The sequence below is a fragment of the Mesorhizobium sp. M0701 genome, from assembly GCF_040320365.1.
Taxonomy (GTDB): Bacteria; Pseudomonadota; Alphaproteobacteria; order Rhizobiales; family Rhizobiaceae; genus Mesorhizobium.
In genome coordinates this window covers 85,464-110,567 of record NZ_JAMYPO010000011.1, presented here as the reverse complement: position 1 = coordinate 110,567, position 25,104 = coordinate 85,464, and the positions used below count along the sequence as shown (strand labels likewise).

Genomic DNA, 25,104 nt, shown 5'->3' with positions numbered 1-25,104 from the left:
TTTCCCGGGAGGACATATGACAAAGGTTGCAATCGTCACAGGCGGGTCGCGCGGCATCGGCGCGGCGATATCGGTCGCCTTGAAAAGCGCCGGCTATTCGGTCGCCGCAAACTACGCCGGCAATGAAGAAGCGGCGGCAAAGTTCAACGCCGCGACCGGCATCCCGGTCTATAAATGGTCCGTCGCCGACTACGAGGCCTGCGCCACCGGCATCAAACAGATCGAAGCCGATCTCGGTCCCGTCTCGGTGCTGGTCAACAATGCCGGCATCACTCGCGACGCGATGTTCCACAAGATGACGCGCGAGCAATGGAAAGAGGTCCTCGACACCAACCTTTCCGGCGTCTTCAACATGACGCATCCATTGTGGGGCGGCATGCGCGACCGCAAGTTCGGTCGCATCATCACCATCTCCTCGATCAACGGCCAGAAAGGCCAGGTCGGCCAGGTCAATTATTCGGCCTCGAAGGCCGGCGATATCGGCTTCACCAAGGCACTGGCCCAGGAAGGCGCGCGCGCCGGCATCACCGTCAACGTCATTTGCCCCGGCTACATCGCCACCGAGATGGTCAAGGCAATGGACGAGAAGGTCCTCAACGAGCGCGTCATCCCGCACATCCCGGTCGGTCGTCTCGGCGAGCCGGAGGAAATCGCGCGCTGCGTCGTCTTCCTCGCTTCCGACGATGCCGGTTTCATCACCGGCTCGACCATATCAGCCAATGGCGGCCAGTACGTCGCCTGATCGTTTGTCTTTACGTTGAGACAGATCCGCGCTTGGACGAACGGGCCTGCAAAACGGCCCGTTTCTATAGCGGTCTTCCCGTTGCAAGATCTCGATGCAGCACGCTGCCCCAATCCGGCACGCAAAGGTTAACGGCAAACTCGCAGCTTGTGCAAAAGCCGCCCGGCAGCCTGTGGATTCTCGGTGGAAAAGCTGTCCACAACACAACATGTTGCGGTGAACAAACCAAGAAACTTCGGCTATCTCTGATTCGTCGCCGATTCGTTCCGGCTTTGAGCGGAACGTTAACGGCGAGAGCTGAAAACACCCTCGAAATGATTAAAGCGCGTTAGGAAACATCAATAATTTCATAACGTTGTGCGAAGCAGATTGGCCGGCCACGACCATTCGCCGGCAAAGGTTAACCGCAGTGCTCGCTTGGATGCCGCCTGCATAAATCGGGCCAGTTTCCGTGATTCAGCATGTGGTGAGGTACGCCGACAGAAAACCCAGATGTAGCCGTGAACAAACCCTGAATCAGCGCGAGTCAGTGATTCGTCGCTGATTCGTTCCAGACTCGTTCCAACTGTTAATCGGGAACAGATTTTCTGGCTTCGAACCAACCAATCGGCCTGCCCTCGGCATATTCCGCTTTCGCTTCGCGCCCGAAATCCCTATGTGTCGCCTGTCATACGCGGCCAATATGGGCGCGCTCCCGACAATGCGAGGCAGAGAGCCTTATTTCCAGGCCGATGAACATCCATCCGAAACACACTGAACCGCTGATCCTGTCGGGTCGAGACGTGACGGCCGTGCTCGGCCCGACCAACACCGGCAAGACCCACCTCGCCATCGAACGCATGGTGGCGCATGAAAGCGGCGTCATCGGCCTGCCGCTCAGGCTGCTTGCCCGCGAGGTCTATACGCGCGTCTGCGAGAAGGTCGGCGCCCATAAGGTGGCGCTCATCACCGGCGAGGAAAAGATCCAGCCGGCGGGCGCGAAATACTCGGTCTGCACCGTGGAAGCGATGCCGCGCGAGACCGACGCCGCCTTCGTTGCCATCGACGAGGTCCAGCTCGCCGGCGATCTCGAACGCGGCCACATCTTCACCGATCGCATCCTGCATCTGCGCGGCCGCCAGGAGACGCTGCTGCTGGGCGCGGCCACCATGCACGGCATTCTGCAGCGCCTGCTGCGGGGCGTGTCGGTGGTGACGCGACCACGCCTCTCGCATCTTGCCTATGTCGGTTCGAAGAAGCTGACCCGCCTGCCGCGGCGCACGGCGATCGTCGCCTTCTCGGCCGACGAGGTCTATGCCATCGCCGAGCTGATCCGCCGCCAGCAGGGCGGTGCCGCCGTCGTGCTCGGCGCACTCAGCCCGCGCACCCGCAACGCCCAGGTGGCGCTGTTCCAGTCGGGCGACGTCGACTACCTCGTCGCCACCGACGCCATCGGCATGGGCCTCAACCTCGACCTCGACCACGTCGCCTTCGCCCAGAACCGCAAATTCGACGGCTACCAGTACCGCAACCTGACGGCGGCCGAGCTCGGCCAGATTGCCGGCCGCGCCGGCCGGCATCTGCGCGACGGCACCTTCGGCGTCACCGGCCAGGTCGATCCGCTGGATGATGAACTGGTCAACAAAATCGAGGCGCATGATTTCGACCCGGTGAAAGTACTGCAGTGGCGCACCGCGCATTTCGATTTCGCCAACCTTGATGCGCTGAAGCGCTCGATTGAGACCAACGCTCCGGTCGAAGGCCTGACGCGCGCGCTGCCGGCCGTGGACGCGCAGGCGCTCGAGCATCTGTCGCGCGACGAGGACGTGCGGGCACTCACCACCGATGCCAGGCGCGTGGCGCTGCTGTGGGAAGCCTGCGCGCTGCCCGACTACAGGAAGATCGCGCCGGCCCAGCACGCCGACTTGATTGCCTCCATTTACATGGACCTTGCCAGGCATGGCCATGTCGACGAGAACTACATGGCCGAGCAGGTGCGCCGTGCCGACACAACCGAAGGCGACATCGACACGCTGTCGCACAGGATTGCCCAGATCCGCACATGGACCTTCGTTTCCAACCGGCCCGGCTGGCTGGCCGATCGGGCACACTGGCAGGAAAAGACGCGCGAAATCGAAGACAGATTGTCGGATGCGCTGCATGAGCGGTTGACGAAACGTTTTGTAGACCGCAGGACTTCCGTCCTCATGCGGCGCCTTAGAGAAAACACGATGCCTGAAGCCGAAATCAGCCCAACCGGAACCGTCCTCGTCGAAGGCCATCACGTCGGCGAGTTGCAAGGTTTCCGCTTCACCGCCGACCAGAGCGCCGGCGGCGAAGACGCCAAGGCGGTGCGGGCGGCGGCGCAGAAGGCGCTTGCCGCCGAGTTCGAGGCGCGGGCCGAGCGCTTCGGCGCCTCGGCCAATGGCGACATCGCGCTGGGTTCGGATGGCACGCTGCGCTGGATCGGCGCGCCGATCGGCACGCTGGTCGCCGGCGAAGACGCTTTGAAGCCGCGTCTGGTTCTGCTGGCCGACGAGCAACTCACCGGCCCGGCCCGCGACAAGGTTGCGGCGCGCGCCGAGCGCTTCGTCAACTTCCAGATCGAATCCCTGCTGAAGCCGCTGGTCGATCTCAAGAATGCCGAGCAGATCACCGGCATCGGCCGCGGCATCGCTTTCCAGCTTGTCGAGCATTTCGGCCTCATCAACCGTCGCGACATCGCCGACGAGATGAAGTCGCTCGACCAGGAAGGCCGCGCGGCGCTTCGCCGTCTCGGAGTGCGCTTCGGCGCCTACCATGTCTTCGTGCCGGCGCTGATCAAACCGGCGCCGGCCGGGCTGATAACGCTGCTGTGGGCGCTGAGAAACGACGGCAAGGACAAGCCCGGCTTCGGCGATGTCGTTCACGCACTGGCCTCCGGCCGCACCTCGGTGGTCATCGATCCGACCTTCGACAAGACCTTCTACAAGCTTGCCGGCTACCGCAATCTTGGCCGGCGTGCTGTACGCGTCGATATTCTCGAACGGCTGGCCGACCTGATCCGGCCGGCGACCAACTGGAAGCCGGGCCTCGGCCCTCGCCCCGACGGCGCCTATGACGGCCAGTCCTTCATGGTGACGCCGCCGATGATGTCGATTCTCGGCGCCACCGCCGACGACATGGAAGAAATCCTGAAGGGACTCGGCTATCGCGCCGATGCCAAACCGGCGGCCGAGGTCAAGGCGCGGCTCGAAGCACAGGACAATGCCGCGCGTGAAGCTGCCGCTGCAAAGCAGGCGGCGGAAGAGACTGCGCGCGTCGAGCAGGCGAGGATGGCGGAAGCATCTGCCGCGGCAGAGCCGCCGGCGGAGGCTTCGGAACCTGTGTCGGATGCGGCTCCTGTTGCGGAGGCGGCGGCCGAAGCTGTGACCGAAGCGACGGCAGAGCCTGTCGCGGAAGCTCCAGCCCCTGAAGCTGCGGCAGAAGTCACGCAAGAGACCCGGCCCGCCGCGGAGGCGACTGCTGAAGCGCCTGCGGAACCAGCGGCCGAGCCAAGGGCGGAACCTGGGGCGGAAACTGAGGCTGCGGCACCGGCAGAGCCGCCGGTTTCCGACACTACGGAAGCATCGCCGGCCGAACCTGCAGCGACGGCAGGAGCCATCGCCGGCGAAGCTGCTCCAGAAGCCGAGGAGCCAAAACCCATCCTGTTGTGGCGGCAGGGTCGTTTCGACCAGCGCCCGCGTCATCGCCAGCATGACAACCGCCCCCGGGACAATCATCGGGACAATCGCGCGCGCAGTGGTCAAGCTGCGCCGGACAGCCGCAGCGATGCGCCGACAGATGCCGGCGGGCAAGCGACGCCGGGCGACCGGCCCGCCCGTCAGGGGCGCCACGACCAGCGCGACGGCGCCGGCAAGCCACGCTTCGATCGCAGCAAGTTCAAGCCCAGGCCGCAAGGCGACGCGGCAGATCAGCGCGCCGGCAAGCCGCAAGGTGAACGCCCGGACCGGCGCGAAAACCGGCCCGACTGGAAGGCTGGCCGGCAGGACGGCAAAGGCGGCGCCCAAGGCGCAAAGCCGGCGTTCCAGCCAAAGCCGCGTGAGGAACGCCCGGTCCGCTTCGATCCGGACTCGCCCTTCGCCAAGCTCGCCGCGTTGCGCGACCAGCTGAAGAAGTAAGCTGCTCGTCCAATGGTCACTGATGCCCGCCAGCGCATCGACAAGTGGCTGTTCTTCTCGCGCGCGGTAAAATCGCGCACGCTGGCAGCCAAGCTGGTCGTCGCCGGACGCGTCCGCATCAATCGCGACAAAGCAGCGCAGGCCTCCGATACGGTCCGGCCGGGCGACGTTTTGACCATCACGCTGGAGCGGCGGATCTTCGTCTGGAAAGTCCTTGGCACCGGCGTACGGCGTGGCCCGGCCGAAGAGGCCCGCCTGCTCTACGAGGACATGTCGCCGCCCCCCGCGCCCAAGGGCGAGGCGCTTCCGGATGCGGTGCCGCCGTTGCGCGAGGCCGGCAGCGGTCGCCCGACGAAGAAGGAACGCCGCCAGACCGACCACCTGCTCGGCGACGATTGAGCAAGGTCGAACGCCCGCTTTGCCGGCCTTCCGGAATTCCATTCCGGAAACCGCGGCACCGCTGGCAGGGGCCGCCCTTGCCACCGGCGGACAAAGGCGTTACCTCACCAAAAAAGCCCAACAAAATGGGACGTCCCGGAGCCGACCAATGACCTACGTCGTGACCGACAATTGCATAAAATGCAAATACATGGACTGCATCGAGGTCTGTCCGGTCGACTGCTTCTACGAAGGTGAGAACATGCTCGTCATCCACCCGGACGAGTGCATCGATTGCGGTGTCTGCGAACCGGAATGCCCGGCCGACGCGATCAAGCCCGACACCGAGTCGGGCCTCGACAAATGGCTGCAGATCAACACCGAATATGCCGACAAATGGCCCAACATCACCGCCAAGAAGGAGCCGCCGGCCGACGCTAAGAATTTCGATGGCGAAACTGGCAAGTTCGAGAAATATTTCTCCCCCGAGCCCGGCGAAGGCGACTGACGAGCCTGCCGGCTGCGGCGGCCTGACGCCGCGTAACAGCCGTGATACATTAACCGCCTTGACAGGCGGCGACGGCGCGCGGCCTTCGCGCGTGCAGCAAAACCTTGATTCTTCCGACTTTTTGTGTTATATGAGCCAAACATGCCGGTGACACAACGTCGATTTATGGCGCAAACGCCCCAAATCACTGAAAGGTGAATTTCTCAATCCGGACCAGAGCGATCTGGGGCAGGCGGTCGCAATGTTGCGATTTGCCGGTCCTGGCCTTTCCGGTGAGTTCATCGTTGTGTGGCTAAGGACCGGTCACCCCGGTCGCACGAGTTCGGGCCGGCACGATGCCGGTACCACAACAAGGAGTTCAGGGCGTAATGGCAACGATCACCCCGCAGAAGAAGTCCACCGCAGCGCGCCACGGTTTCAAGACCGGCGAATACATCGTTTATCCGGCGCATGGTGTCGGCCAGATCGTCTCGATTGATGAGCAGGAAGTCGCGGGCCACAAGCTGGAGCTGTTCGTCATCGACTTCCAGAAGGACAAGATGCGCCTCAAGGTGCCGGTCGCCAAGGCGACCTCGATCGGCATGCGCAAGCTGTCGGAAGAGGATTATGTCGAGCGCGCGCTGAAGGTCGTGCAGGGCCGCGCCCGCGTCAAGCGCACCATGTGGTCACGCCGTGCCCAGGAATATGACGCCAAGATCAACTCCGGCGATCTGATCTCGATCTCGGAAGTGGTGCGCGACCTTTACCGCGCCGATAACCAGCCGGAGCAGTCCTATTCCGAGCGCCAGCTCTACGAGGCGGCCCTCGACCGCATGGCCCGCGAGATCGCGGCCGTCAACCGCATGTCGGAGACCGAAGCGGTCCGCCTCATCGAGGTGAACCTCAACAAGGGCCCGAAGCGCGGCGCTAAGGCCGACAACGAGGAAGCCGAGCAGGAAGAAGCCGCCTGAGTTTTTTTGCTTTCGAATCCAGAAAAACCCGGCCTCGCGCCGGGTTTTTTGTTTTGGCTGACCGGCGACGGGCATATCTAACCTTCGCCGCCCTCCCTTTCCGCCTCGTGCTTCAGCGTGGCGATGAACCGCTTGGTCCGCTGGCGCTCCGGGTTGCTGAACAGCACCGCGGCCGGGCCTTGTTCGACGATGTTGCCGGCATCGAGGAACACCACTTCCCGCGCGATCTTCGAGGCGAGCCGCAGATCATGCGTCGCCATCACCATGGTCGTGCCCTCGCTGGCGAGCTTGCCGAGCACGTCGACCACCTCCTGCGCCAGTTCCGGATCGAGTGCAGAGGTCGGCTCGTCGCAGAGCAGGACTTTCGGCGAAGGCGCCAGCGCCCGGGCAATCGCCACGCGCTGCTGCTGGCCACCTGACAGCGTCGCCGGCCAGGCATCGGCCTTGTGCGCCATGCCGACCTTTTCGAGCAGGGCCAGCGCCCGTTCGCGCGCCCTCTCCTTGGGCCATTTCAGCACCGTCACCAGCCCCTCCATGATGTTCTCGATCGCGGTGCGATGCGGAAACAGCTGGAAATTCTGGAACACCATGCCGGTCTGCAGCCGCAGCCGCTGGATATCCCTGGTCGAGATCCTGCCGCCGGGGCGGAATTCGAGTGCATCGTCGCCGATCCGTACCGTGCCTGAAGTCGGGAGCTCGAGCAGGTTGATGCAGCGCAAAAGCGTGCTCTTCCCTCCGCCCGACGGTCCGACAAGCGCCGTAACGCTGCCTTCCTCGATCGTGACGGTGACGCCCTTCAGCACCAAATTGTCGCCGAAACGCTTTTCGATGTTGGTGAGGCCGATCATGCGCGCGCCTCCAGGAAGCCGCCATAACGGTTGAGCCGCGTTTCCAGCCGCGCCTGCAAGGCCGACAGCACGGAGCTCATGACCAGATAGAGGGCCGCTGCCTCGACATAGAGGATCAGCGGCTCATAGGTGGTGGCGACGATGCGCTGCGCTGCCTGGAACATCTCCGGCACAGTGATGGCGGCGGCGAGCGAAGTGTCCTTGACCAGCGAGATGAAGGTGTTGGACAGCGGCGGCACGGCGACGCGGCCCGCCTGTGGAAGAATGGTGCGCCGCATTGCCTGGGCCCAGGTCATGCCGATCGAATAGGCCGCTTCCCACTGGCCCTTGGGCACCGAACCGATGACGGCGCGGATGATTTCCGACGAATAAGCACCGATGTTCAAGGTGAAGCCGATCAGTGCTGCTGGAAAGGCGTCGAGCAGGATGCCGACCGATGGCAGGCCGTAGAAGATAAGGAACAGTTGCACGAGAAGCGGCGTGCCGCGGAATATCCAGACGTAGAAGCGACCACGGCGACCAGCGGTTTGGGACCGAACAGCCGGACAAGCGCTACAACCAGGCCTAGGACAAGACCGAATGCAAACGACAGCAGCGTCAACGGCACGGTGAAGATCAGTGCAGCCCACAGCAGCGTAGGCAGGGATTCCAGCATCAATTGCAGCCAGTGCGGCACGAAGGCTCCTCCTTGCCAGATTGCCGTCGCTCATATCACGCGAAAGCGGCGGGCCGTCGAAAGACAGCTCGCCGCGATACGAACGACGCGGGCCGGCATTCGGCCCACACGAGAAAGCCGTTTTACTTCGAAACGTCCTGGCCGAAATAGGTGTCGGCGATTTTCTTGTAGGTGCCGTCGGCCTTGATGTCGGCCAGCGCCTTATTGATGGCGGCCACCAGTTCCGGATCGCCCTTGCGCACGATGACGCCGGAATAGTCGGCGTTTTCTTCCTGGGCGGCAATCTTCACATTGGCGTCGGGCTTGTGCTTCTTGAAGTCGAGGAAGGACAGGCTGTCGTTGATGGTGGCGTCGGCGCGGCCGGTAAGAAGCAGCTGGATCGACTGGTCGAAGCCGTCGGTGCCGACGAGTTCGGCGCCGTTGGTTTCAGCCAGCTTGCCGAAGTTCGAAGTCAACGACTGCGCCGCCTTCTTGCCCTTGAGATCGGCGAAACCCTTGATGTCGGTGTTGTCGCCGCGCACGATCAGCACTGCCTTGGAGGCGATGTAAGGATCGGAGAAATCATATTTAGCCTTGCGCGCCTCGGTGATGCCGACCTCGTTGATGACGGCATCGTAGCGGTTGGCGTCGAGACCGGCGATCAGCCCGTCCCATTTGCCTTCGAGGAACTGGGCCTTGACGCCGAGGCGCTCGGCGATGGCCCGCGCGATCTCGACGTCGAAGCCGACCAGCGCGCCGGAAGCATCATGATAGGTGAAGGGCGCATAGGTTCCTTCCGTGCCGACCTTGAAGACGCCGGCCTGCTTGATCTGGTCGAGATTGGCGCCGGCATGACTGGCGGCGACGGCCAGAACCTGCAGCGTTCCGGCGATAATGAGCGATTTGAGCCATTTCATTTTTCTGTGATCCCGTCCTTGGCCGATGTCCGGCGTCATTGCGAGTGCCGGAAAATGACAGATGCGCGATGCCAGAATAAGAAACTAAATTTCAAAAATCTCGCGCCCTTGAAATCCAATTCTCAACCAGCATCTCCCGGCGCCATCCGGCTGAGTCAAGGCCGGTGGCGAATCGCCTGGAACAGCACAATCGACATGACAGTCCGGGGGAACATTCCCCCGCATGGCACGTTCTTCGCTGTTGTAGGGCGCGGCGCCGCCATTTCAACCATCGGCGCCAACTCACGATTCGATTGCACCGCAACGCCTGGAGCAGGAGCGCGGCATGATGGAAGACAGTGCAGGACGGACCATGGTTCGCGCGGCGATGAAAGCCCCTTATCTGGAACGTGACGAAGAGCATCTCCTGGCGCTGCGCTGGAAGGAAAACAATGACCAGCACGCGCTGCACCGCATCACCGTCGCGCATATGCGGTTGGTCATTTCCATGGCGTCGCGGTTTCGCCACTACGGCCTTCCGCTGGGCGACCTGATCCAGGAAGGCCATGTCGGGCTGCTGGAGGCAGCGGCCCGTTTCGAGCCCGAGCGCGAGGTGCGGTTCTCGACCTACGCGACTTGGTGGATTCGCGCCTCGATGCAGGACTATATCCTGCGCAACTGGTCGATCGTGCGCGGCGGCACTAGCTCGGCGCAAAAGGCGCTATTCTTCAACCTGCGGCGCCTGCGCGCCCGCCTGGCAAACGGCGCCGAGCAGATGTCGAATGCCACGCTCTACCGCGAAGTGTCGGCGGCTCTCGGGGTATCGGAGGCCGATGTGGCGATGATGGATTCCCGCCTTTCGGCGCCGGACAGCTCGCTCAACACGCCGCTAGCCGACGATGCGGGCGCAACCGAGCGGATGGAGTTCCTGGTTTCGGATGACCCGCTGCCCGATGAGGTCGTCGGCGATACGATCGACGTCGAACGCCGCTCGGTGTGGCTGAAGACGGCACTCGGCGCTCTCAATGCGCGCGAGCTCAGGATTATCGAGGAACGCCGGCTGAGCGACGAGGGCGCGACGCTCGAAGCGCTCGGCGAGACCCTCGGCATCTCCAAGGAACGTGTCCGGCAGATCGAGGCGCGCGCCATGGAAAAGCTCAAGGCGGCGCTGGTAAAGCAGAATCCGGAATTTCTCGCAGCCTGAATCGCGTCGGCTGCTATTTGTCGGTGACGATCTTGACCTTGTCGCCGGCCGAAACCGCGGCACCCGGCGACAGCGCGTTGAGCACCCTGAACAAATCCAGCTTGCGGTCGACGCCGACCATCTGTGCGGCCAGGGAGCCCATTGTCTGGCCGGGCTGCACCGTGACGATGCGGATACGCAGCGGCTTCAACGCCGCCTTCTCGGCAGCACTCAGGATGCGGAACGAGCCGCTGACCGAGCGCGCCACCGTGCTCAGCGAGGTGCTGGCCGACGGTGCAGCAGTCAGCAAGCGGTAGACCTGGCCGCCGGCGCGGATCACCGCAATGTCGAATTGCCAGCCATCGGCGCCGGCATGCGCGGTTGCCGCTTCGTTGCCGTTGATCGTCTCCTGGCGCACGCTGCTGTCGTCGAGGCCGGCAACCCAACCGCTGCGGATGTAGTCGGTCAGCGAGCGGTTCTTGTCGATCGAAACGCCGTCGAAGCGGATCGCCATGTCGCCCGGGCCGGTCGCCGTCACCGCCGCCGCCGAATTGTCGATGACGAAACCGTTGGGCACCGAGAACGACACGCCGAGGCCGGGGTGCAGGAAGGTTTCGCCGCGCACGTAGCCTTCCTCCGGCGTGTCGCCGTAAAGCAGCCCATCTACGCCGGCAAGAAATGAATCGCGGTCGCGCGACCCGACACCGGGCGCGCCGAACTGGCGGGCGTGGCGCTGCGCGAGGTCGATACGCTGCGGCGTGTTGGGGTGCGTCGCCAGGAAGTCGAGGCTGGCGTCGGTAGCGCCGCTGATCGAGCGAAAATCGGTATAGGCCGACATCGACTGCAGGAAGCGGCCGGCGGCGTAGGGATCGAAACCGGCTTCGCCGATCGACTTGATGCCGATGGCGTCGGCCTCCAGCTCCTGATTGCGCGAGAACTGGGCCAGCCTCAGCTTGCCGCGGATCAGCGCCGCCTTGGCCGTCGGGTTGTCGCCGAGCACATCCGAAACGACCTTGGTCGCCAACCCCTCCTCGGCTTCCAGCTGCTGGCGCTGCAGGCCGTGGTTGGCCGTAACGTGGCCCATCTCATGCGCGATGACGGCGGCAAGCTCGGCCGAATCGTTGGCCAGCGCCAGCAGCCCGCGGGTGATGTAGAGATAGCCGCCCGGCAGCGCGAAGGCATTGACGTTGGGCGAGTTGAGGATGGTGATGCGGTAGGTCTGGGTTGGGTTGGCCGACACCACGGTCAGTCTGCCGACGATCTTGGCCACCATGCGCTCGAGCTTGGGGTCGGAATACTCACCGCCATAGGTGGCGAGGATGCGCGGGTGCTGCGCCTTCGCCAGTTGAGCGAGCTTGCCGTTGGCGGCGACATTGTCGACCGTGATCGGCTTGTCTGAGGGCTGAAAGCCTGATTCCTGCACGTCGGGAGGCGTGAACATCTGGCAGCTTGCCAGCGCCACGGCGAGACCGGCCAGCGCCAGAAAGCGCGCCAGCGGTTTCACCCTCCGATTGTCGATGCCGGTCGGCAGATCGGCTTCCTTTCAAGTCCTGGGACGTGACCGCGAAAATCGGGCGCGATTTCCGGAAAGCATCACGCGCGAAATCAAGTGCTACGGCGTCCTTCGTGCGTCCGACAGATACGAGGCAGCAAGGGCAAATCACGGTCTAAGCCGGACCAGCTCCTGGCGGACCTAGCCACACTACCTCGACCATGGCAAGCAAGCGCCGCTTCGCCTTCCGCCGGTTTGACCATAAATTATGTCCGCTTCCGGGCAACATCTCGTGATCCAGCCGCAAACGGACCCGAGCCGATATAGCGTCGGAATGCCTCCGGTCCAGCCCCGACGAAAAAATCGGCCGCGGTGCCCGTCGCGGCAACCGTGCCACCATCCAGGAAAACCATGTTTTGGCCGATACGGCGCGCATCGTCCGGCTGGTGCGTGACGAATAGCACCGTCATGCGCTGCTCCGAATGGACGTCGGCCACCAGGTCGAGCATGTCGTCGCGCAGTGCCGGTCCGAGCGAAGCGAACGGCTCGTCGAGCAACAGCACCGGCCGGTCGCGCACCAGCACCCGGGCGAGCGCGACGCGCTGCCGCTCGCCGCCGGAGAGTTCGCGCGGCAGCCGGCTTTCCTTGCCGGCAAGGCCGACGCGCTTCAGCGCTGCGGCGATTGCGGCGCGGTCAGCCTCGCTCAGCCTGAGCGAAGGCGAGCGGCCGAGCCCGACATTCTGCTCGACGGAAAGATGGGCAAACAGGTTGTTTTCCTGGAACACCATCGATACCGGCCGCGCTGATGGCGGCGCAGTGCTGACGTCGGCGCCGCCGATCAGCACGCGGCCTGACCGCGGCGTCTCGAAGCCGGCCACCAGATTGAGCAACGTCGACTTTCCCGAACCGCTCGGCCCCATGATGGCGGTGATTTCCGACGCCGGGAAATCGACATCGAATATAAGCGGCGTTTCACCATAGCTGAACGAGACATTATCGAGTCGTACGGCCGCGCCTTTTTCCACCGAAATGGACCGTTCCGGGCTGATCGGCATCATGATTTCTCCCTCCTTCCCAGCCAGTCCGCGGTCAGCACCAGCGCCAGGCAGACAAGGCCGAGCAGCAGCGCCAGGCCGGCCGCATCCTCGGTGCGGTAACTGCCCATGCGCGCCAGCAGCAGATAGGGCAAGGTCTGCACGGAATCGCTGCCGAATAGCGCAATGACGCCGAGATCGCCGAGCGACAGCGCCATGGCGAAAGCGAAGCCGGTGGCGAGCGGCCGCCGCAGCGACGGCCAGTCGACCAGCCGCAACCGGTTCCAGCCCGAGATACCAAGCTGTGCGCAGAGCCGTTCGTGGCGTTCGCTCGCCGCGTCATAGGCAGGGCGGATGGCGCGGATGGCGAACGGCATCGCCATCACCGCATTGACCGCAACCACCATGACAGGGGCAATCGCAAAGACATCGCCGACGGTGCGCAAGAGCAGGAACCAGCCGGCGCCGATGACGATGGGCGGCACCACCAGGACGAACCCCGCACCGGTGTCGGCCAGATGTTCGAGCAGTGTCCGCCGGCCCTGCCGCCGGGTGAGCGCCAGCGCCCGGCGCGCCATAACCAGCGACAGCGACAACGCCACAGAGAGCAGCGCCGATAGGAGGGAGAGCACGGCACTGGTCGCCGTCGCTTGCCGCACCGCGCTCTCGCCGGCCAGGCGGCCGAGATCGGCGCCAAGCCCGGCTGCCAACGTGGCCGCCATCGGCCCGGCGACAAACAGCAGTGCGAGCCCGATCGCCAATGCGTTCAGCACGGTCTCGGCCGCACCGGCTGAAAAATACCGGCGCGGCGCCACCGGCAGATTGGCATCCCCGACCATATTGGCGCCGAGCCGCGTCAAGGCCAGCACAACGACGAAGGTCAGGGCAATCTGCAGCAGGGTCAGCGTCACCGCCCGCGCCGGGTCGAAGTCAAAACGCAGCGCCTGGTATATGGCAACCTCGAGCGTCGTCGCGCTGGGTCCGCCGCCGAGCGTAAGCACGATGGTGAAGGAGGTGATGCACAGCATGAAAACGAGCCCGGCAACGCCGGGCAAGACCGCACGCAGCGGTGGCCATTCGATCAGCCGGAAGGCCGGCGCAGCACCCATGCCAAGCTGGCTCGCCAGCCGCCATTGGTCGGCCGGCACGGTCTGCAACGCCTCCAGGAACAGCCGCGTCGCTAGCGGCAGGTTGAAGAAGACATGGGCGACGAGTATGCCCGACAGGCCATAGATGCCGGGCCAGCTCTGGCCGCCTAGCGCGCCCAGCGTGCCGGCAAAATGGCCGGCGCGGCCATAGAGCGCCAAGACACCGAGTGCGGCAACAATGGCCGGCAGCGCCAGCGGCACGGCGAAAAGCTGCAGGATGAAGCCTCGCCCGAAAAGCTGTGGATGCCGCGACAGTGCACGCGCGACAAACAGCGCCGGTGCGACGGAGAGCAGGGTCGACAGCAGAGCCTGCCAGAGCGTGAAACGGACGACGCGCAAGAGATAGGAATCGAAAGCGGCGGCGGCGCCGGACAGGTCGCGTGTGGCTTCGACGACGAGCCCGGCGAATGCACCGCCGATCAGCAGCGCGATGGCGGCGAGCGCGACGATGCCGGCAGTGACGCGGGGATCGGCCGGATGACGCGTACGCATGTCGCGCTACCCGACGCTACGACAGGTGTTGATCGAAGGAAACACCTGACAATGGCCGAGCCCACCCCCCTCTGGCCTGCCGGCCATCTCCCCCTCAAGGGGGGGGATTGCGCACTCAGCCGCCTTCGCCAATCTCACAAGTGGCAGGACGAGGAGAGGCGACAAAGCTGCCGACCTCCCCCCTTGAGGGGGAGATGGCCGGCAGGCCAGAGGGGGGTGGCTTGGCGCAAACATCCGACGAGGCTTGAGCCCTACTTGCTCATCGCCGCAAGCCACTCATCGACCCAGGCCTTGCGGTTGGCCGCGACGTCTTCCGGGCTGAACAGCAAGGTCTTGGTCGGCTTGACCAGCTTGTCGAACGCCGGGTTGAGCGGCTTGTCGGTTTTGCCGGCCGGGAACATCCAGTTGGTTTCGGGAATGACATCCTGGAATTTCGGTCCGGTCATGAAGGCAATGAACTTTTCTGCCAGCGGGTTCTTCGCACCCTTGGTGGTGATCCCCGCAACCTCGATCTGCAGATATTCGCCCTCCTCGAAGGACGCCGCCTGGTAGCGCTCGGTGTTTTCGGCGACCATGTGGTAGGCCGGCGAGGTGGTGTAGGACAGCACCATCGGCGCCTCGCCCTTGGTGAACAGGCCGTAGGCCTCGCTCCAGCCCGGCGTTACCGTCAGCACCTTCGCCTTGAGTTTGGCCCAGGCTTCCGGCGCCTTGTCGCCATAGACCGACTTGACCCACAGCAGCAGGCCAAGGCCCGGCGTCGAGGTGCGCGGATCCTGGATGACGATCTTCTCTCCGGCATCGCCCTCGACCAATTCCCTGAGGCTCTTCGGCGGGCTCTTCAGTTTTTCGGTATCGTAGACGATGGCGAAATAGCCATAGTCGAACGGCACAAAAATATCGTCGCTCCAGCCGCCCGGCACACTGACGCCCGATATTGCGCCATGCGGCGAAAACAGGCCGGTTGCCTTGGCATCCGCCGTCAAATTGGTATCGAGGCCAAGTACGATATCGGCCTTGGTCGCGGCGCCTTCCAGCTTCACACGGTTGAGCAGCGCCACGCCGTCGGCGACCGAGACGAATTCGACGACGCAACTGCATTCGGCCTCGAAGGCCTTCTTCACCGCCGGTCCCGGACCCCAATCGGCGGTGAAGCTTTCATAGGTATAGATCGTCAGCCTATCCTGTGCCGATGCCTGCCCTGGCAAGGCGAGCGCGGATGCCGCAAGCAGGACAATTGAGACAAGAGAGTGGAAAAAACTGCGCATCGGCGCCTCCTTCGTTCGCGTTGAAAGGAATTGAGGCGTCGGGCTGTCCGAAACGTCTAATCCCTCCGCCGGTACAAACCGGATCAGGTTCAGCGGGTTGGCAGTCTTGCCTCTCAGCCGGTCCGCGAAAATCGCGTCCGGCACCCCGTTAGAGCGTTGCGACACATAGGCCCGGCGGAAGTGCTGCGCAAGCGGAAGTTTGCCGGGCATCCAAAGCCCAGCCTTCCGTTTCGTCTGCCGTTTCATCTTCCGTTTCCGGGGCAGGGCTGGTAAGGGCCACGAGATATGAGCACATTCACCATCCTGCTTGGCGGCGATCTCATCCGCACGCCGCTGCTCGACCGCCAGGTCGAAGGCTCGCGTGTCATCGCCGCCGATGCCGGCATCGGCCATGCCCGCATGCTGGGCCTGAGGCCGGAACTCTGGGTCGGCGATTTCGATTCGGTGCCTGCCGAGTTGCCGGAGGATCTGGCCGCCGTGCCACGGCAGGTGTTTCCCGCCGAAAAAGACAAGACCGACGGTGAACTCGCTATCGCCGCCGCACTCGAACGTGGTGCGACCAGCCTTGTGCTCGCAGGCGCCTTCGGCGGCAAACGTACCGACCACATCTTCCTGCATCTGGCGCTGAGCGTCCGGCTGGCGGAAGGCGGGACGGAAGTGCTTTTGACCAGCGGCGCACAGGAAGGCATTCCCTTGCTGCCGGGAAAGACTGACTTCGACTATGCCGACGGCACGCTGTTTTCGGTGCTCGGCTTTTCGGATCTCGCCGGCCTGACAGTCACCGGCGCCAAATGGCCGCTCGACCATGTCGAGGTTGCGTTCGGCTCGTCGCTGACCATTTCCAACGAGGTCAGGGGCCGGTTGGAAATCGCGCTGGCCAGCGGCCGCGCGCTGCTGCTCGCGCATCCCTATCCTCTTCCGGAAAGCTGAGCCCAGAAAGCTGACATGGCGCCGCCGCTTCTCAATCTCGACGGGATAAAGCTGACCTTTGGCGGCACGCCGCTGCTAGACGGTGCCGCCCTGACAGCCTCAGTTGGCGACAAGATCGCCCTGGTCGGCCGCAACGGCTCTGGCAAGTCGACGCTCCTCAAGATCGCCGCCGGGCTGATCGAACCGCAGGACGGCGAAGTCTTCCGCCAGCCATCGGCGACCGTGCGCTACTTGCCGCAAATGCCCGACATGGACGGCTTTGCGACTGTCCGCGCCTATGTCGAGGCGGGGCTCGGGCCGGCCGACGATCCCTACCGCGCCACCTACCTGATGGAGCATCTCGGCCTATCCGGCGAGGAACGGCCGAACGACCTCTCCGGCGGCGAGGCGCGGCGCGCCGCCCTCGCCCGCGTCATGGCGCCGGAGCCCGACATTCTCCTCCTCGATGAGCCGACCAATCATCTTGACCTTTCGGTCATCGAATGGCTGGAGGAGGAGCTTGCCCGCACCTCCTCGGCACTGGTCGTCATCTCGCATGACCGCCGTTTTCTCGAGCGCGTGTCACGCGCCACAATCTGGCTCGACCGCGGCCAGACCCGCCGTCTCGACAAGGGCTTTGGCTATTTCGAGGAATGGCGCGACACGGTGCTGGAGGAGGAAGAGCGCGAGCAGCACAAGCTCGGTCGCCAGATCGTCCGCGAGGAGCACTGGCTGCGCTATGGGGTGACAGCGCGGCGCAAGCGCAACATGCGCCGGCTCGGTGAGTTGCAGACCATGCGCCAGCGCTTTCGTGGTCATCGCGGCGCCGAGGGTGCGGCGACGATGACAGCCAGCGACGCCGCCGAATCCGGCAAGCTGGTGATCGAAGCCAAGAACATCGAGAAGAGCTTTGGCGATCTGACCGTGGTCAAGGGATTCTCGACCCGCATCCAGCGCGGCGATCGCGTCGGTCTGGTCGGGCCGAACGGCGCCGGCAAGACGACGCTGTTGAAGATGCTGACCGGCGAATTGAAGCCGGACGCGGGCACGGTGCGGCTCGGCACAAATCTGGAGATCGCCACGCTCGACCAGAAGCGCGAAGCCGTCGACCCGCAGGAGACATTGGCGCAGTATCTCACCGACGGGCGCGGCGAGAACCTCGTCATCAATGGCGAGCAGCGCCACGTCGTCTCTTACATGAAAGACTTCCTGTTCAAGCCGGAACAGGCGCGCACGCCGGTGCGCGAGCTTTCAGGCGGCGAGCGGGCACGGCTGATCCTCGCCCGCGTTTTGGCGCGGCCGGCAAACCTGCTTGTGCTCGACGAGCCGACCAACGATCTTGACATGGAGACGCTGGAGCTGCTGCAGGAACTGGTCGCCGGCTTTGCCGGCACGGTGATCCTGGTCAGCCACGATCGCGATTTCCTCGACCGCACCGTGACCAGCATTATCGCGCCGGATGGTGACGGCCGCTGGATCGAATATGCCGGCGGCTATTCCGACATGCTGGCGCAGCGCGGCGGCACCAGGCTGGACGACCGCAGGGCGCGGCCAAAAGCAGAAGCCGGTGAAGCGACGGCGGCAAGCAGGAACGAAGCGGCCGCACCGAAGGGCCCGGCCAAGAAACTGTCGTTCAAGCAGAAATTCGCGCTGGAATCGCTGCCCAAGAAGATCGAGGCGGTGTCGGCCTCGATCTCGCGGCTGGAGAACAACATCGCCGATCCGGCCTATTACGAGCGTGACCCGGCCTCGTTCCAGAAGACGATTGCCGCGCTCGACAAGGAGCGCGTCACACTGGCAGCGCTCGAGGAGGAATGGCTGGAACTGGAAATGCTGCGCGAGGAGATGGAGGGGTAATTCGCGAGTTCAAGCACCTTGTCATTGCGACTAGAGAGGAATGCGCATATGTTATGCGCATACTGTGGAGGTGATCATGCGCAAAATTGCTGTGAATGCGGTCCGCCAGCCGGCAAATCTGTCGATCGACTCAAAGCTCATGAAGGAAGCCAAGGGGCTCGATGTGAATGTCTCGCGCGCCGCTGAAGCCGGCATCGCCGAGGCCGTGGCCGCCGAAAAGACGCGGCTGTGGAAGCTTGAGAACCGCGCGACGATAGATGCGTGGAACGAATATGTCGAAAAACACGGTATTCCGCTGGCAGAACATCGGCAATTCTGATGGCGCGCTACGACGTCTTCGCGGGTAGCATCGAAGGCGGCTATCTCCTCGACGTCCAGGCCGATCTGCTAGACCATTTCAAGACCCGGGTGGTCGTCCCGCTTCTGCCGGCTGCGATGGCGCCATCACCAATGCGAAAGCTCCACCCGATTTTCGAGATCAATGGTCGGAAATTGGTCATGGCCACCCATTTGATCGCCACGGTTGCGGCGACGGAACTGGGCGAGAGCCGACTGAATCTGACGAGGCATCACGACGAGATCGTGGCCGCGCTCGATATGCTGTTCCAGGGCTTCTGAACTGCTGGGGAGCTTCGGGGTGGCGGACCGTCTTCACCCCGCCGTCTTAGTCTGCCAGGCCTTCAGCGCCTCGTCGAACACCTTCTCGCCTGGAATGCCCTTTTCCATGGTGAGCAGCGCCCGCCGCCCGGTCTTGTAGACGACCGGCACGTCGATCCAGTCCTGGCCTCTGAGCAAGGTCAGATTGGCGTCTTCATCCGCCTTGGTATCGTTGAGCGCAACCAGGAAGAAACCGTCGGCGATCTTGGCCGGGATGCCGATCAGCGGGCTTCCGGCATCCTGCTCGGAGCCCTTCATGGCGACACGCAGGATGTTGTCGACGCCGCCGCCCTCGAAGCCGTCAGGCGTCAGGAAGATCATCTCGATGATATGGCTGGCCGGCAGCGTCTGGTCGGTGTTGCGACGGATCGTCATGCGCAACTGGATATCCTTGCCTGGAATGGTCGCCTCGGCGCGGATCGCCGGCTCGGGCGGCAAGTCGCCGCCGGGCGATTCCTGCACTAGCGACCAGACGATGTTGCCGGGCTCGGCCGAGCCTTGAGCGGTGCTGGTGCGCTCCTCGTAGAAGATCGCCTTCTGGCCGACGGCCAACGTGGCTTGCGGCGGAACTGCCGTTGGTGCCGCTGCCGGTGCGGGCGGCGGGGCGGCCGCTGCAGCATCGGCCGGCGCTGCTGCCCCGTTGGCGGGCGGCGTCGCGGGAGTTGGTGCAGCGGACCCATCGACTGCTGGAGCATTGGCCGTGGCTTGCTTGTCGGCGGGTGCGGCCGGTGCCGGCGCGGCGGGTGCCGGGGTGGTCGGCGCCTGTGCGGCCGATGGCGGCGTGGTCAGTGCGGCGACGGATTCGCCTTCGCCGATGCCCGCCTGCCCGGCCGCGGGGCCGGGATCGACTTCGTGGCCCTCGGGCGTCAGGCGCTGCGTGAACTTCGCGCCCTCGCCGGCCTCCGTCGGAGGCGCGGCGGCCGGTACGGCCGCATCGGCCTCCGGCTTGGCCGGGGCTGGTTTTACCAGCGGTTCGGTGGCGACGGCTTTGGTCGAGTCGAGGCCGAGCATGCTGCCGAACGCATCCTTGTTCAGCCAAATGCCATAGCCACCACCGGCAATGACAAGCAAGGCAATGGCGGCGGCGATCAGACCGCCATAGCTGCGCCTGCGCTCGGCAGGATGGAGCCGCTGGAACGTGTCCTCCGCGGGGCCGCCGTCGTTGGAAAAGTCGTCGCCCCGAAAAACGCCGTCTTGGCCGTCAGCCGTCGGAAGATCCATATCGGACGGCGGCGGACCAGCGCGCTCCTGAGAAAGAGCGACGGGCTGCGGCTTTTGCCAGTTCGGCGCCGGCTTGGCGGGCGTGGGCTGCCAGGCTGGCCCGGTCTTTGCCGGCTCGGTCTTGGCCGGCTGCCATGCCGGCTCCGTCTTTGCTGGCTGTCGGATATGGCTGGACTGGTTCTTGTTGCGGTCGATGGAGGAGAAGATGTCCTCCAGTTCCGCCAGCGGGTCGGGTGGCGGCGCAGGCTTGGCATAGTCCCGCTCGACTTTGGCGATGGCGTCTTCCAGTGCACGCATCTGCCGGTCGACATCGGAAGGCGTCATCGTGGCCTTCTCTGCCAGTTGTTTCGCGATTGACGAACGGGCCCTGTCATAGACCCTGGCGCGCACTTCCGCCGACGGCTCACCGAGTTTATCGAGCGCCTTTTTCAGAATAGGAACAAAATCTACCATACGTCAGTCGACCTGCATTTGTTTCTGGGCCGGCCCCCGCAAATCAGCCGCAATGCCCGGAAGGCTGAGAAACTAGTCTTGAAACGGATCGGTCACAAGTATCGTGTCGTCCCGTTCAGGGCTGGTGGAAAGGAGTGCGACCGGCGCGCCGATCAGCTCTTCGATGTAGCGGACGTACTTCACCGCCTGGGCCGGCAGGTCGTTCCAGCTGCGCGCGCCGGCAGTGGTGCCTTTCCACCCCTCCAGCGTCTCGTAGACCGGTTCGACGCGGGCCTGCGCACCCTGGCTGGCCGGCAGGTAATCGATCGCCTCGCCGTCGAGTCGGTAGCCGGTACAGACCTTGATCTCGTCCAGCCCATCGAGCACATCGAGCTTGGTCAGCGCAATGCCCTTGATGCCGTTGACGGCGACGGCCTGGCGGACCAGCACGGCATCGAACCAGCCGCAGCGCCGCTTGCGGCCGGTGACGACGCCGAATTCATGGCCGCGCGTGCCCAGGAACTCGCCGATCTCGTTCTTCTGTTCGGTTGGAAACGGGCCTTCGCCGACGCGCGTCGTATAGGCCTTGGTGATGCCGAGCACATAGCCGATGGCGCCCGGCCCGACACCCGACCCGGCGGCGGCCTGACCGGCAACCGTATTGGACGAGGTGACGAACGGATAGGTGCCGTGGTCGATGTCGAGCAACGTGCCTTGCGCGCCCTCGAACAGGATGCGCTCGCCGGCGCGGCGCTTGTCGTCGAGGATTTTCCAGACGCGGTCCATATAGGGCAGGATCTCGTCGGCCACCGAGATCAGCTCGCTCATGATCGCCTCATGCGTGACCTCGGCATGGCCGAGCCCGCGCCGCAGCGCATTGTGGTGCGTCAGCAGCCTGTCGACCTTCAAGGGCAGCGTTTCCAAATCCGCCAAATCCATCACCCTGACCGCGCGCCGGCCCACCTTGTCTTCATAGGCGGGACCGATGCCGCGACGGGTCGTGCCGATCTTCGTTCCGGAATTGGAAGCGGCGTCCTCGCGAAATCCGTCCAGCTCCCGGTGCAAGGACAGGATAAGCGCGGTGTTTTCGGCTATTTTCAGGCGGTCTGGCGTCACCTCGATGCCCTGCGCCTTCAATTTCGCAACCTCCGCGACGAAAGCGTGCGGATCGAAGACGACGCCATTGCCGATGATGGAAAGCTTGCCTTGCCGCACCACGCCGGACGGCAGCAGCGACAGCTTGTAGACCTTGCCGTCGACGACCAGCGTGTGGCCGGCATTGTGGCCGCCCTGGAAGCGCACGACAACATCGGCGCGCTCCGACAGCCAGTCTACGATCTTGCCTTTGCCCTCATCGCCCCATTGCGAGCCGACGACCACCACATTGGCCATATTTCTTTTCCCTTGAGACGCCGCACGAGCAGCTTGAAACAATTCGAAACGATAGGCCTCTATCGCATCGGCCCCCAAAATCGGAATCGATTTTCGGAAAAGCACGACGCGAGATTAAAGCCTTCCGACGCGTACTTTGTAGCGTCCAATTGCACGCACGTCGCTCTATAGCGTCAAGACCCGGCGAGCGCGACCACTCTTTGCCGCCCAAAACGCTCCGAGGCACAACAATTTTCGTCTTTGACATCATTTACTTGGGCTGGCGGTCGCAATAGGCCCACACCGACCGTCAAATTCCCTCTGCCTGGCCGGGAGTTCACGATGCATCGAGCCGCCTATCTGTTCCTGCTGTGCACCACCTTGCTGTGGGGCGGCAACTCCGTGGCGGGAAAGCTGGCGGTCGGTCATATCTCGCCGATGACGCTGGTCTTCCTGCGTTGGCTGCTGGCGGTTCTGATCCTGCTGCCGATCGGCTGGGGAACGCTACGCCAAGACTGGCCGGTGGTGCGCAGGCACTGGTTGCTGCTTGGCGGGCTCGGCGCTTGCGGCTTCGCCTTTTTCAATGCGATCTTCTACACGGCGCTCAACTACACGACGGCCATCAACGTCTCGATCGAGCAGGCGGCGATACCGATCGTGATCATCATCGCCAATTTCGTGCTGTTTCGTCTGCGGGTGAACCGGGTGCAGATGGCTGGCGTCGTGCTGACCATCATTGGCGTCGCGGTGACGGCGAGCCATGGCGACCTGCGCCAGCTTCTCAAGCTGGATCTCAACTTTGGCGACGCGATCATGCTGGTCGCCGTGCTTTGCTACTCCTTCTATTCGGTGGGGTTGCGGCTGAAGCCGGTCATCCGCTGGCAGAGCCTGATGCTGGCGCTGTCGGTTGCCGCACTCGTCACATCGCTGCCTTTCTTCCTGTGGGAGATTGCCGCCGGCAAGGTCATCGTCCCCGATGCCCGCGGCTGGGCGGTCGCGTTCTATACCGCCATCGGTGCTTCGGTCATCTCGCAGATCTTCTATATCAGGGGCAACGAGCTGATCGGCGCCAACCGGGCCGGCCTGTTCATCAATCTGGTGCCGATCTTCGGTACGCTGCTATCGGTGCTGATTGTCGGTGAGACATTCCAGCTCTATCAGGCGCTGGCTCTCGCGCTGGTGCTCGGTGGCATCAGCCTCGCCGAATACAGCGGACGGAAGATGGCGGCATCCGCTGCTGAATGAAGTCGCTTGCCGCGACGTTCCGCCGCCCCGCGTGCTGCTGCACACGGGGCGGCCGAATTTCAGGCTATCCCCACATCGAAATGCAGCCGCTTGGCGGAGTCGATCGATTTGTGCGAGCGCACCTGCGCCAACACGTTTTCCGGGAACGGCGCATCGAGATAGAGCAATGCGATGGCATCGCCGCCCGGCCGGTTGCGGCCGAGCTGGAAGTTGGCGATGTTGACGCCGTTCTCGCCGCACACCGTGCCGAGCAGGCCGATGATGCCGGGCGCGTCGGCATTGGTCGTGTAGAGCATGTGCTGGCCGACCTCTGCGTCGAGATTGATGCCCTTGATCTGGATGAAGCGCGGCTTGCCGTCCGAAAAACAGGTGCCGGCGATCGAGCGCGTCCTGTGCTCGGTCTTGACCGTCAGCTTGATATAGCCGTCGAACACGCCCGACTTGTCACGCTTGACCTCGGCGACGATAATGCCGCGCTCCTTCACCATGATCGGCGCCGACACCATGTTGACGTCGGAGACCTGCGGCCGGATCAGCCCGGCAAGGGTGGCACTGATCAGCGCGCGCGTGTTCATCGTCGCGGTCGAGCCGTCGAACAGTATCTCGACCTCCTTGATCGGATCCTCGGTGACCTGTCCGACAAAGGCGCCGAGCACTTCGGCAAGCTTGACGAAAGGTTTCAGCCGCGGCGCCTCTTCAGCGGTGATCGACGGCATGTTGATGGCGTTGGAAACGGCGCCCTTGATCAAATAGTCGGACATCTGCTCGGCGACATGCAGGGCGACATTCTCCTGCGCTTCGGTGGTCGACGCGCCGAGATGCGGCGTCGCCACGACATTCTCCATGCCGAACAGTGCGTTGTTGTCCGCCGGTTCGACCTCGAACACGTCGATGCCGGCGCCGGCCACCTTGCCGCTCTTCAGCGCCGCGATCAGGTCGGCCTCGACGATCAGCCCGCCACGGGCGCAGTTGATGATACGCACGCCGGTCTTCATCTTCGCGATCGCCGCGGCGTCGATGATGTTGCGCGTCTTGTCGGTAAGCGGCGTGTGCAGCGTGATGAAGTCGGCGCGGGCGAACAGCTCGTCGAGCTCGACCTTTTCGACGCCGAGCTCCTCGGCGCGGCTGTCCGACAGGAATGGATCGAAGGCGATGACATGCATCTTCAGGCCGACGCCGCGCGTAGCGACGATCGAACCGATATTGCCGCAGCCGATGATGCCCAGCGTCTTGCCGGTGATCTCGACACCCATGAAGCGGTTCTTTTCCCATTTGCCGGCGTGGGTCGAGGCGTTGGCCTCCGGTATCTGGCGGGCCAGCGCGAAGATCATGGCGACGGCATGCTCGGCGGTGGTGATCGAATTGCCGAAGGGCGTGTTCATCACGATGATGCCCTTGCGGCTCGCCGCCGGGATGTCGACATTGTCGACGCCGATGCCGGCGCGGCCCACGACCTTCAGCCTGGTCGCGGCATTGATCAGCTTCTCCGTGACCTTTGTCGCCGAGCGGATGGCCAGCCCATCATACTGGCCGATCACTTCGAGCAGTTTTTCCTTGTCCTTGCCGAGATCCGGCAAATAGTCGACCTCGATGCCGCGATCCCTGAAGATCTGCACGGCGGTGGTGGAAAGTTTGTCTGAGACGAGAACGCGGGGCATTGGCTTGGTCCTTTGCGATTGGCG

General features: G+C 63.9%; 20 protein-coding genes, 1 pseudogene and 1 riboswitch. Of the genes and pseudogenes, 11 read left to right on the top strand and 10 right to left on the bottom strand.

The window, feature by feature from the left end; all coding sequences use genetic code 11:
- Positions 1–16: 16 nt before the first annotated feature.
- From phbB to NKI24_RS13865, 5 genes are all read left to right on the top strand, one after another.
- Positions 17–742 (top strand): acetoacetyl-CoA reductase, encoded by a 726-nt coding sequence (gene phbB, locus NKI24_RS13885; protein WP_352613434.1) that lies wholly within the window; start codon positions 17–19, stop codon positions 740–742.
- Positions 743–1,473: 731 nt separating this feature from the next.
- On the top strand, positions 1,474–4,881 hold the full coding sequence (locus NKI24_RS13880) for a helicase-related protein (protein WP_352745963.1): 3,408 nt from the start codon (positions 1,474–1,476) through the stop codon (positions 4,879–4,881).
- A 12-nt stretch (positions 4,882–4,893) separates the two neighbouring features.
- Entirely contained in the window at positions 4,894–5,280 is a 387-nt protein-coding gene (locus tag NKI24_RS13875; protein ID WP_023680553.1) for an RNA-binding S4 domain-containing protein, read from the top strand.
- Positions 5,281–5,428: 148 nt separating this feature from the next.
- On the top strand, positions 5,429–5,767 hold the full coding sequence (fdxA, locus tag NKI24_RS13870) for a ferredoxin FdxA (RefSeq protein ID WP_352452512.1): 339 nt from the start codon (positions 5,429–5,431) through the stop codon (positions 5,765–5,767).
- A 368-nt stretch (positions 5,768–6,135) separates the two neighbouring features.
- The gene (locus NKI24_RS13865) at positions 6,136–6,717 is read left to right on the top strand and encodes a CarD family transcriptional regulator (RefSeq protein ID WP_006327799.1); all 582 of its coding nucleotides are present in this window, start codon (positions 6,136–6,138) and stop codon (positions 6,715–6,717) included.
- A gap of 77 nt (positions 6,718–6,794) precedes the next feature.
- Here the strand turns inward: NKI24_RS13865 and NKI24_RS13860 are convergent, their stop codons facing one another.
- The 3 genes and pseudogenes from NKI24_RS13860 to NKI24_RS13850 form a co-directional block, all read right to left on the bottom strand.
- Positions 6,795–7,565 carry an amino acid ABC transporter ATP-binding protein gene (locus tag NKI24_RS13860; RefSeq protein ID WP_352683383.1) on the bottom strand — a complete coding sequence of 257 codons (771 nt, stop codon included), beginning with the start codon at positions 7,563–7,565 and terminating at the stop codon, positions 6,795–6,797.
- Positions 7,562–8,241, bottom strand: a pseudogene (locus NKI24_RS13855) (ABC transporter permease subunit). The gene NKI24_RS13860 and the pseudogene NKI24_RS13855 overlap by 4 nt, the downstream one beginning before the upstream one ends.
- 122 nt (positions 8,242–8,363) lie before the next feature.
- Positions 8,364–9,137, bottom strand: coding sequence for an amino acid ABC transporter substrate-binding protein (locus NKI24_RS13850; protein WP_352452514.1), 774 nt, complete (start codon positions 9,135–9,137; stop codon positions 8,364–8,366).
- Positions 9,138–9,462: 325 nt separating this feature from the next.
- Here NKI24_RS13850 and NKI24_RS13845 point away from each other — a divergent pair, with 325 nt between their 5' ends.
- Complete coding sequence (locus tag NKI24_RS13845) at positions 9,463–10,320, top strand: RNA polymerase factor sigma-32 (protein WP_023680558.1); 858 nt, start codon at positions 9,463–9,465, stop codon at positions 10,318–10,320.
- Positions 10,321–10,333: 13 nt separating this feature from the next.
- Here NKI24_RS13845 and NKI24_RS13840 read toward each other — a convergent pair whose 3' ends face one another.
- From NKI24_RS13840 to thiB, 4 genes are all read right to left on the bottom strand, one after another.
- Positions 10,334–11,803 carry a M48 family metalloprotease gene (locus NKI24_RS13840; protein WP_023680559.1) on the bottom strand — a complete coding sequence of 490 codons (1,470 nt, stop codon included), beginning with the start codon at positions 11,801–11,803 and terminating at the stop codon, positions 10,334–10,336.
- Between the two features lie 254 nt (positions 11,804–12,057).
- Positions 12,058–12,849: a thiamine ABC transporter ATP-binding protein gene (thiQ, locus tag NKI24_RS13835; protein ID WP_352471185.1), complete on the bottom strand. Its 792-nt coding sequence runs from the start codon at positions 12,847–12,849 to the stop codon at positions 12,058–12,060.
- A complete protein-coding gene (gene thiP / locus NKI24_RS13830) occupies positions 12,846–14,465 on the bottom strand; it encodes a thiamine/thiamine pyrophosphate ABC transporter permease (RefSeq protein ID WP_352745956.1) in 1,620 nt (539 codons plus the stop codon). The genes thiQ and thiP overlap by 4 nt, the downstream gene beginning before the upstream one ends.
- A gap of 251 nt (positions 14,466–14,716) precedes the next feature.
- Positions 14,717–15,730 carry a thiamine ABC transporter substrate binding subunit gene (gene thiB, locus NKI24_RS13825; protein WP_352745953.1) on the bottom strand — a complete coding sequence of 338 codons (1,014 nt, stop codon included), beginning with the start codon at positions 15,728–15,730 and terminating at the stop codon, positions 14,717–14,719.
- A 43-nt stretch (positions 15,731–15,773) separates the two neighbouring features.
- A riboswitch (TPP riboswitch) is annotated at positions 15,774–15,888 on the bottom strand.
- A gap of 127 nt (positions 15,889–16,015) precedes the next feature.
- On the opposite strand from thiB, the gene NKI24_RS13820 reads away from it, so the two are divergent.
- The 4 genes from NKI24_RS13820 (at position 16,016) to NKI24_RS13805 (ending at position 19,114) form a co-directional block, all read left to right on the top strand.
- The gene (locus tag NKI24_RS13820; protein WP_352450811.1) at positions 16,016–16,660 is read left to right on the top strand and encodes a thiamine diphosphokinase; all 645 of its coding nucleotides are present in this window, start codon (positions 16,016–16,018) and stop codon (positions 16,658–16,660) included.
- A gap of 15 nt (positions 16,661–16,675) precedes the next feature.
- Complete coding sequence (locus tag NKI24_RS13815; RefSeq protein ID WP_352745949.1) at positions 16,676–18,496, top strand: ABC-F family ATP-binding cassette domain-containing protein; 1,821 nt, start codon at positions 16,676–16,678, stop codon at positions 18,494–18,496.
- Positions 18,497–18,572: 76 nt separating this feature from the next.
- Positions 18,573–18,815 carry a type II toxin-antitoxin system CcdA family antitoxin gene (locus tag NKI24_RS13810; protein ID WP_254816484.1) on the top strand — a complete coding sequence of 81 codons (243 nt, stop codon included), beginning with the start codon at positions 18,573–18,575 and terminating at the stop codon, positions 18,813–18,815.
- Positions 18,815–19,114 (top strand): CcdB family protein, encoded by a 300-nt coding sequence (locus tag NKI24_RS13805; protein WP_352450813.1) that lies wholly within the window; start codon positions 18,815–18,817, stop codon positions 19,112–19,114. Before NKI24_RS13810 ends, NKI24_RS13805 begins: the two co-directional genes overlap by 1 nt.
- A 33-nt stretch (positions 19,115–19,147) precedes the next feature.
- Here the strand turns inward: NKI24_RS13805 and NKI24_RS13800 are convergent, their stop codons facing one another.
- Positions 19,148–20,827: a hypothetical protein gene (locus tag NKI24_RS13800; RefSeq protein WP_352450814.1), complete on the bottom strand. Its 1,680-nt coding sequence runs from the start codon at positions 20,825–20,827 to the stop codon at positions 19,148–19,150.
- 72 nt (positions 20,828–20,899) lie between these two features.
- On the bottom strand, positions 20,900–22,198 hold the full coding sequence (locus tag NKI24_RS13795) for an adenylosuccinate synthase (RefSeq protein WP_352450815.1): 1,299 nt from the start codon (positions 22,196–22,198) through the stop codon (positions 20,900–20,902).
- Positions 22,199–22,519: 321 nt separating this feature from the next.
- Between NKI24_RS13795 and NKI24_RS13790 the strand changes: the two genes are divergently transcribed.
- Entirely contained in the window at positions 22,520–23,422 is a 903-nt protein-coding gene (locus NKI24_RS13790) for a DMT family transporter (protein ID WP_352450816.1), read from the top strand.
- Positions 23,423–23,481: 59 nt separating this feature from the next.
- On the opposite strand, the gene serA is transcribed toward NKI24_RS13790, so the two are convergent.
- Positions 23,482–25,080 carry a phosphoglycerate dehydrogenase gene (gene serA / locus NKI24_RS13785; RefSeq protein WP_352450817.1) on the bottom strand — a complete coding sequence of 533 codons (1,599 nt, stop codon included), beginning with the start codon at positions 25,078–25,080 and terminating at the stop codon, positions 23,482–23,484.
- Positions 25,081–25,104: the final 24 nt, after the last annotated feature.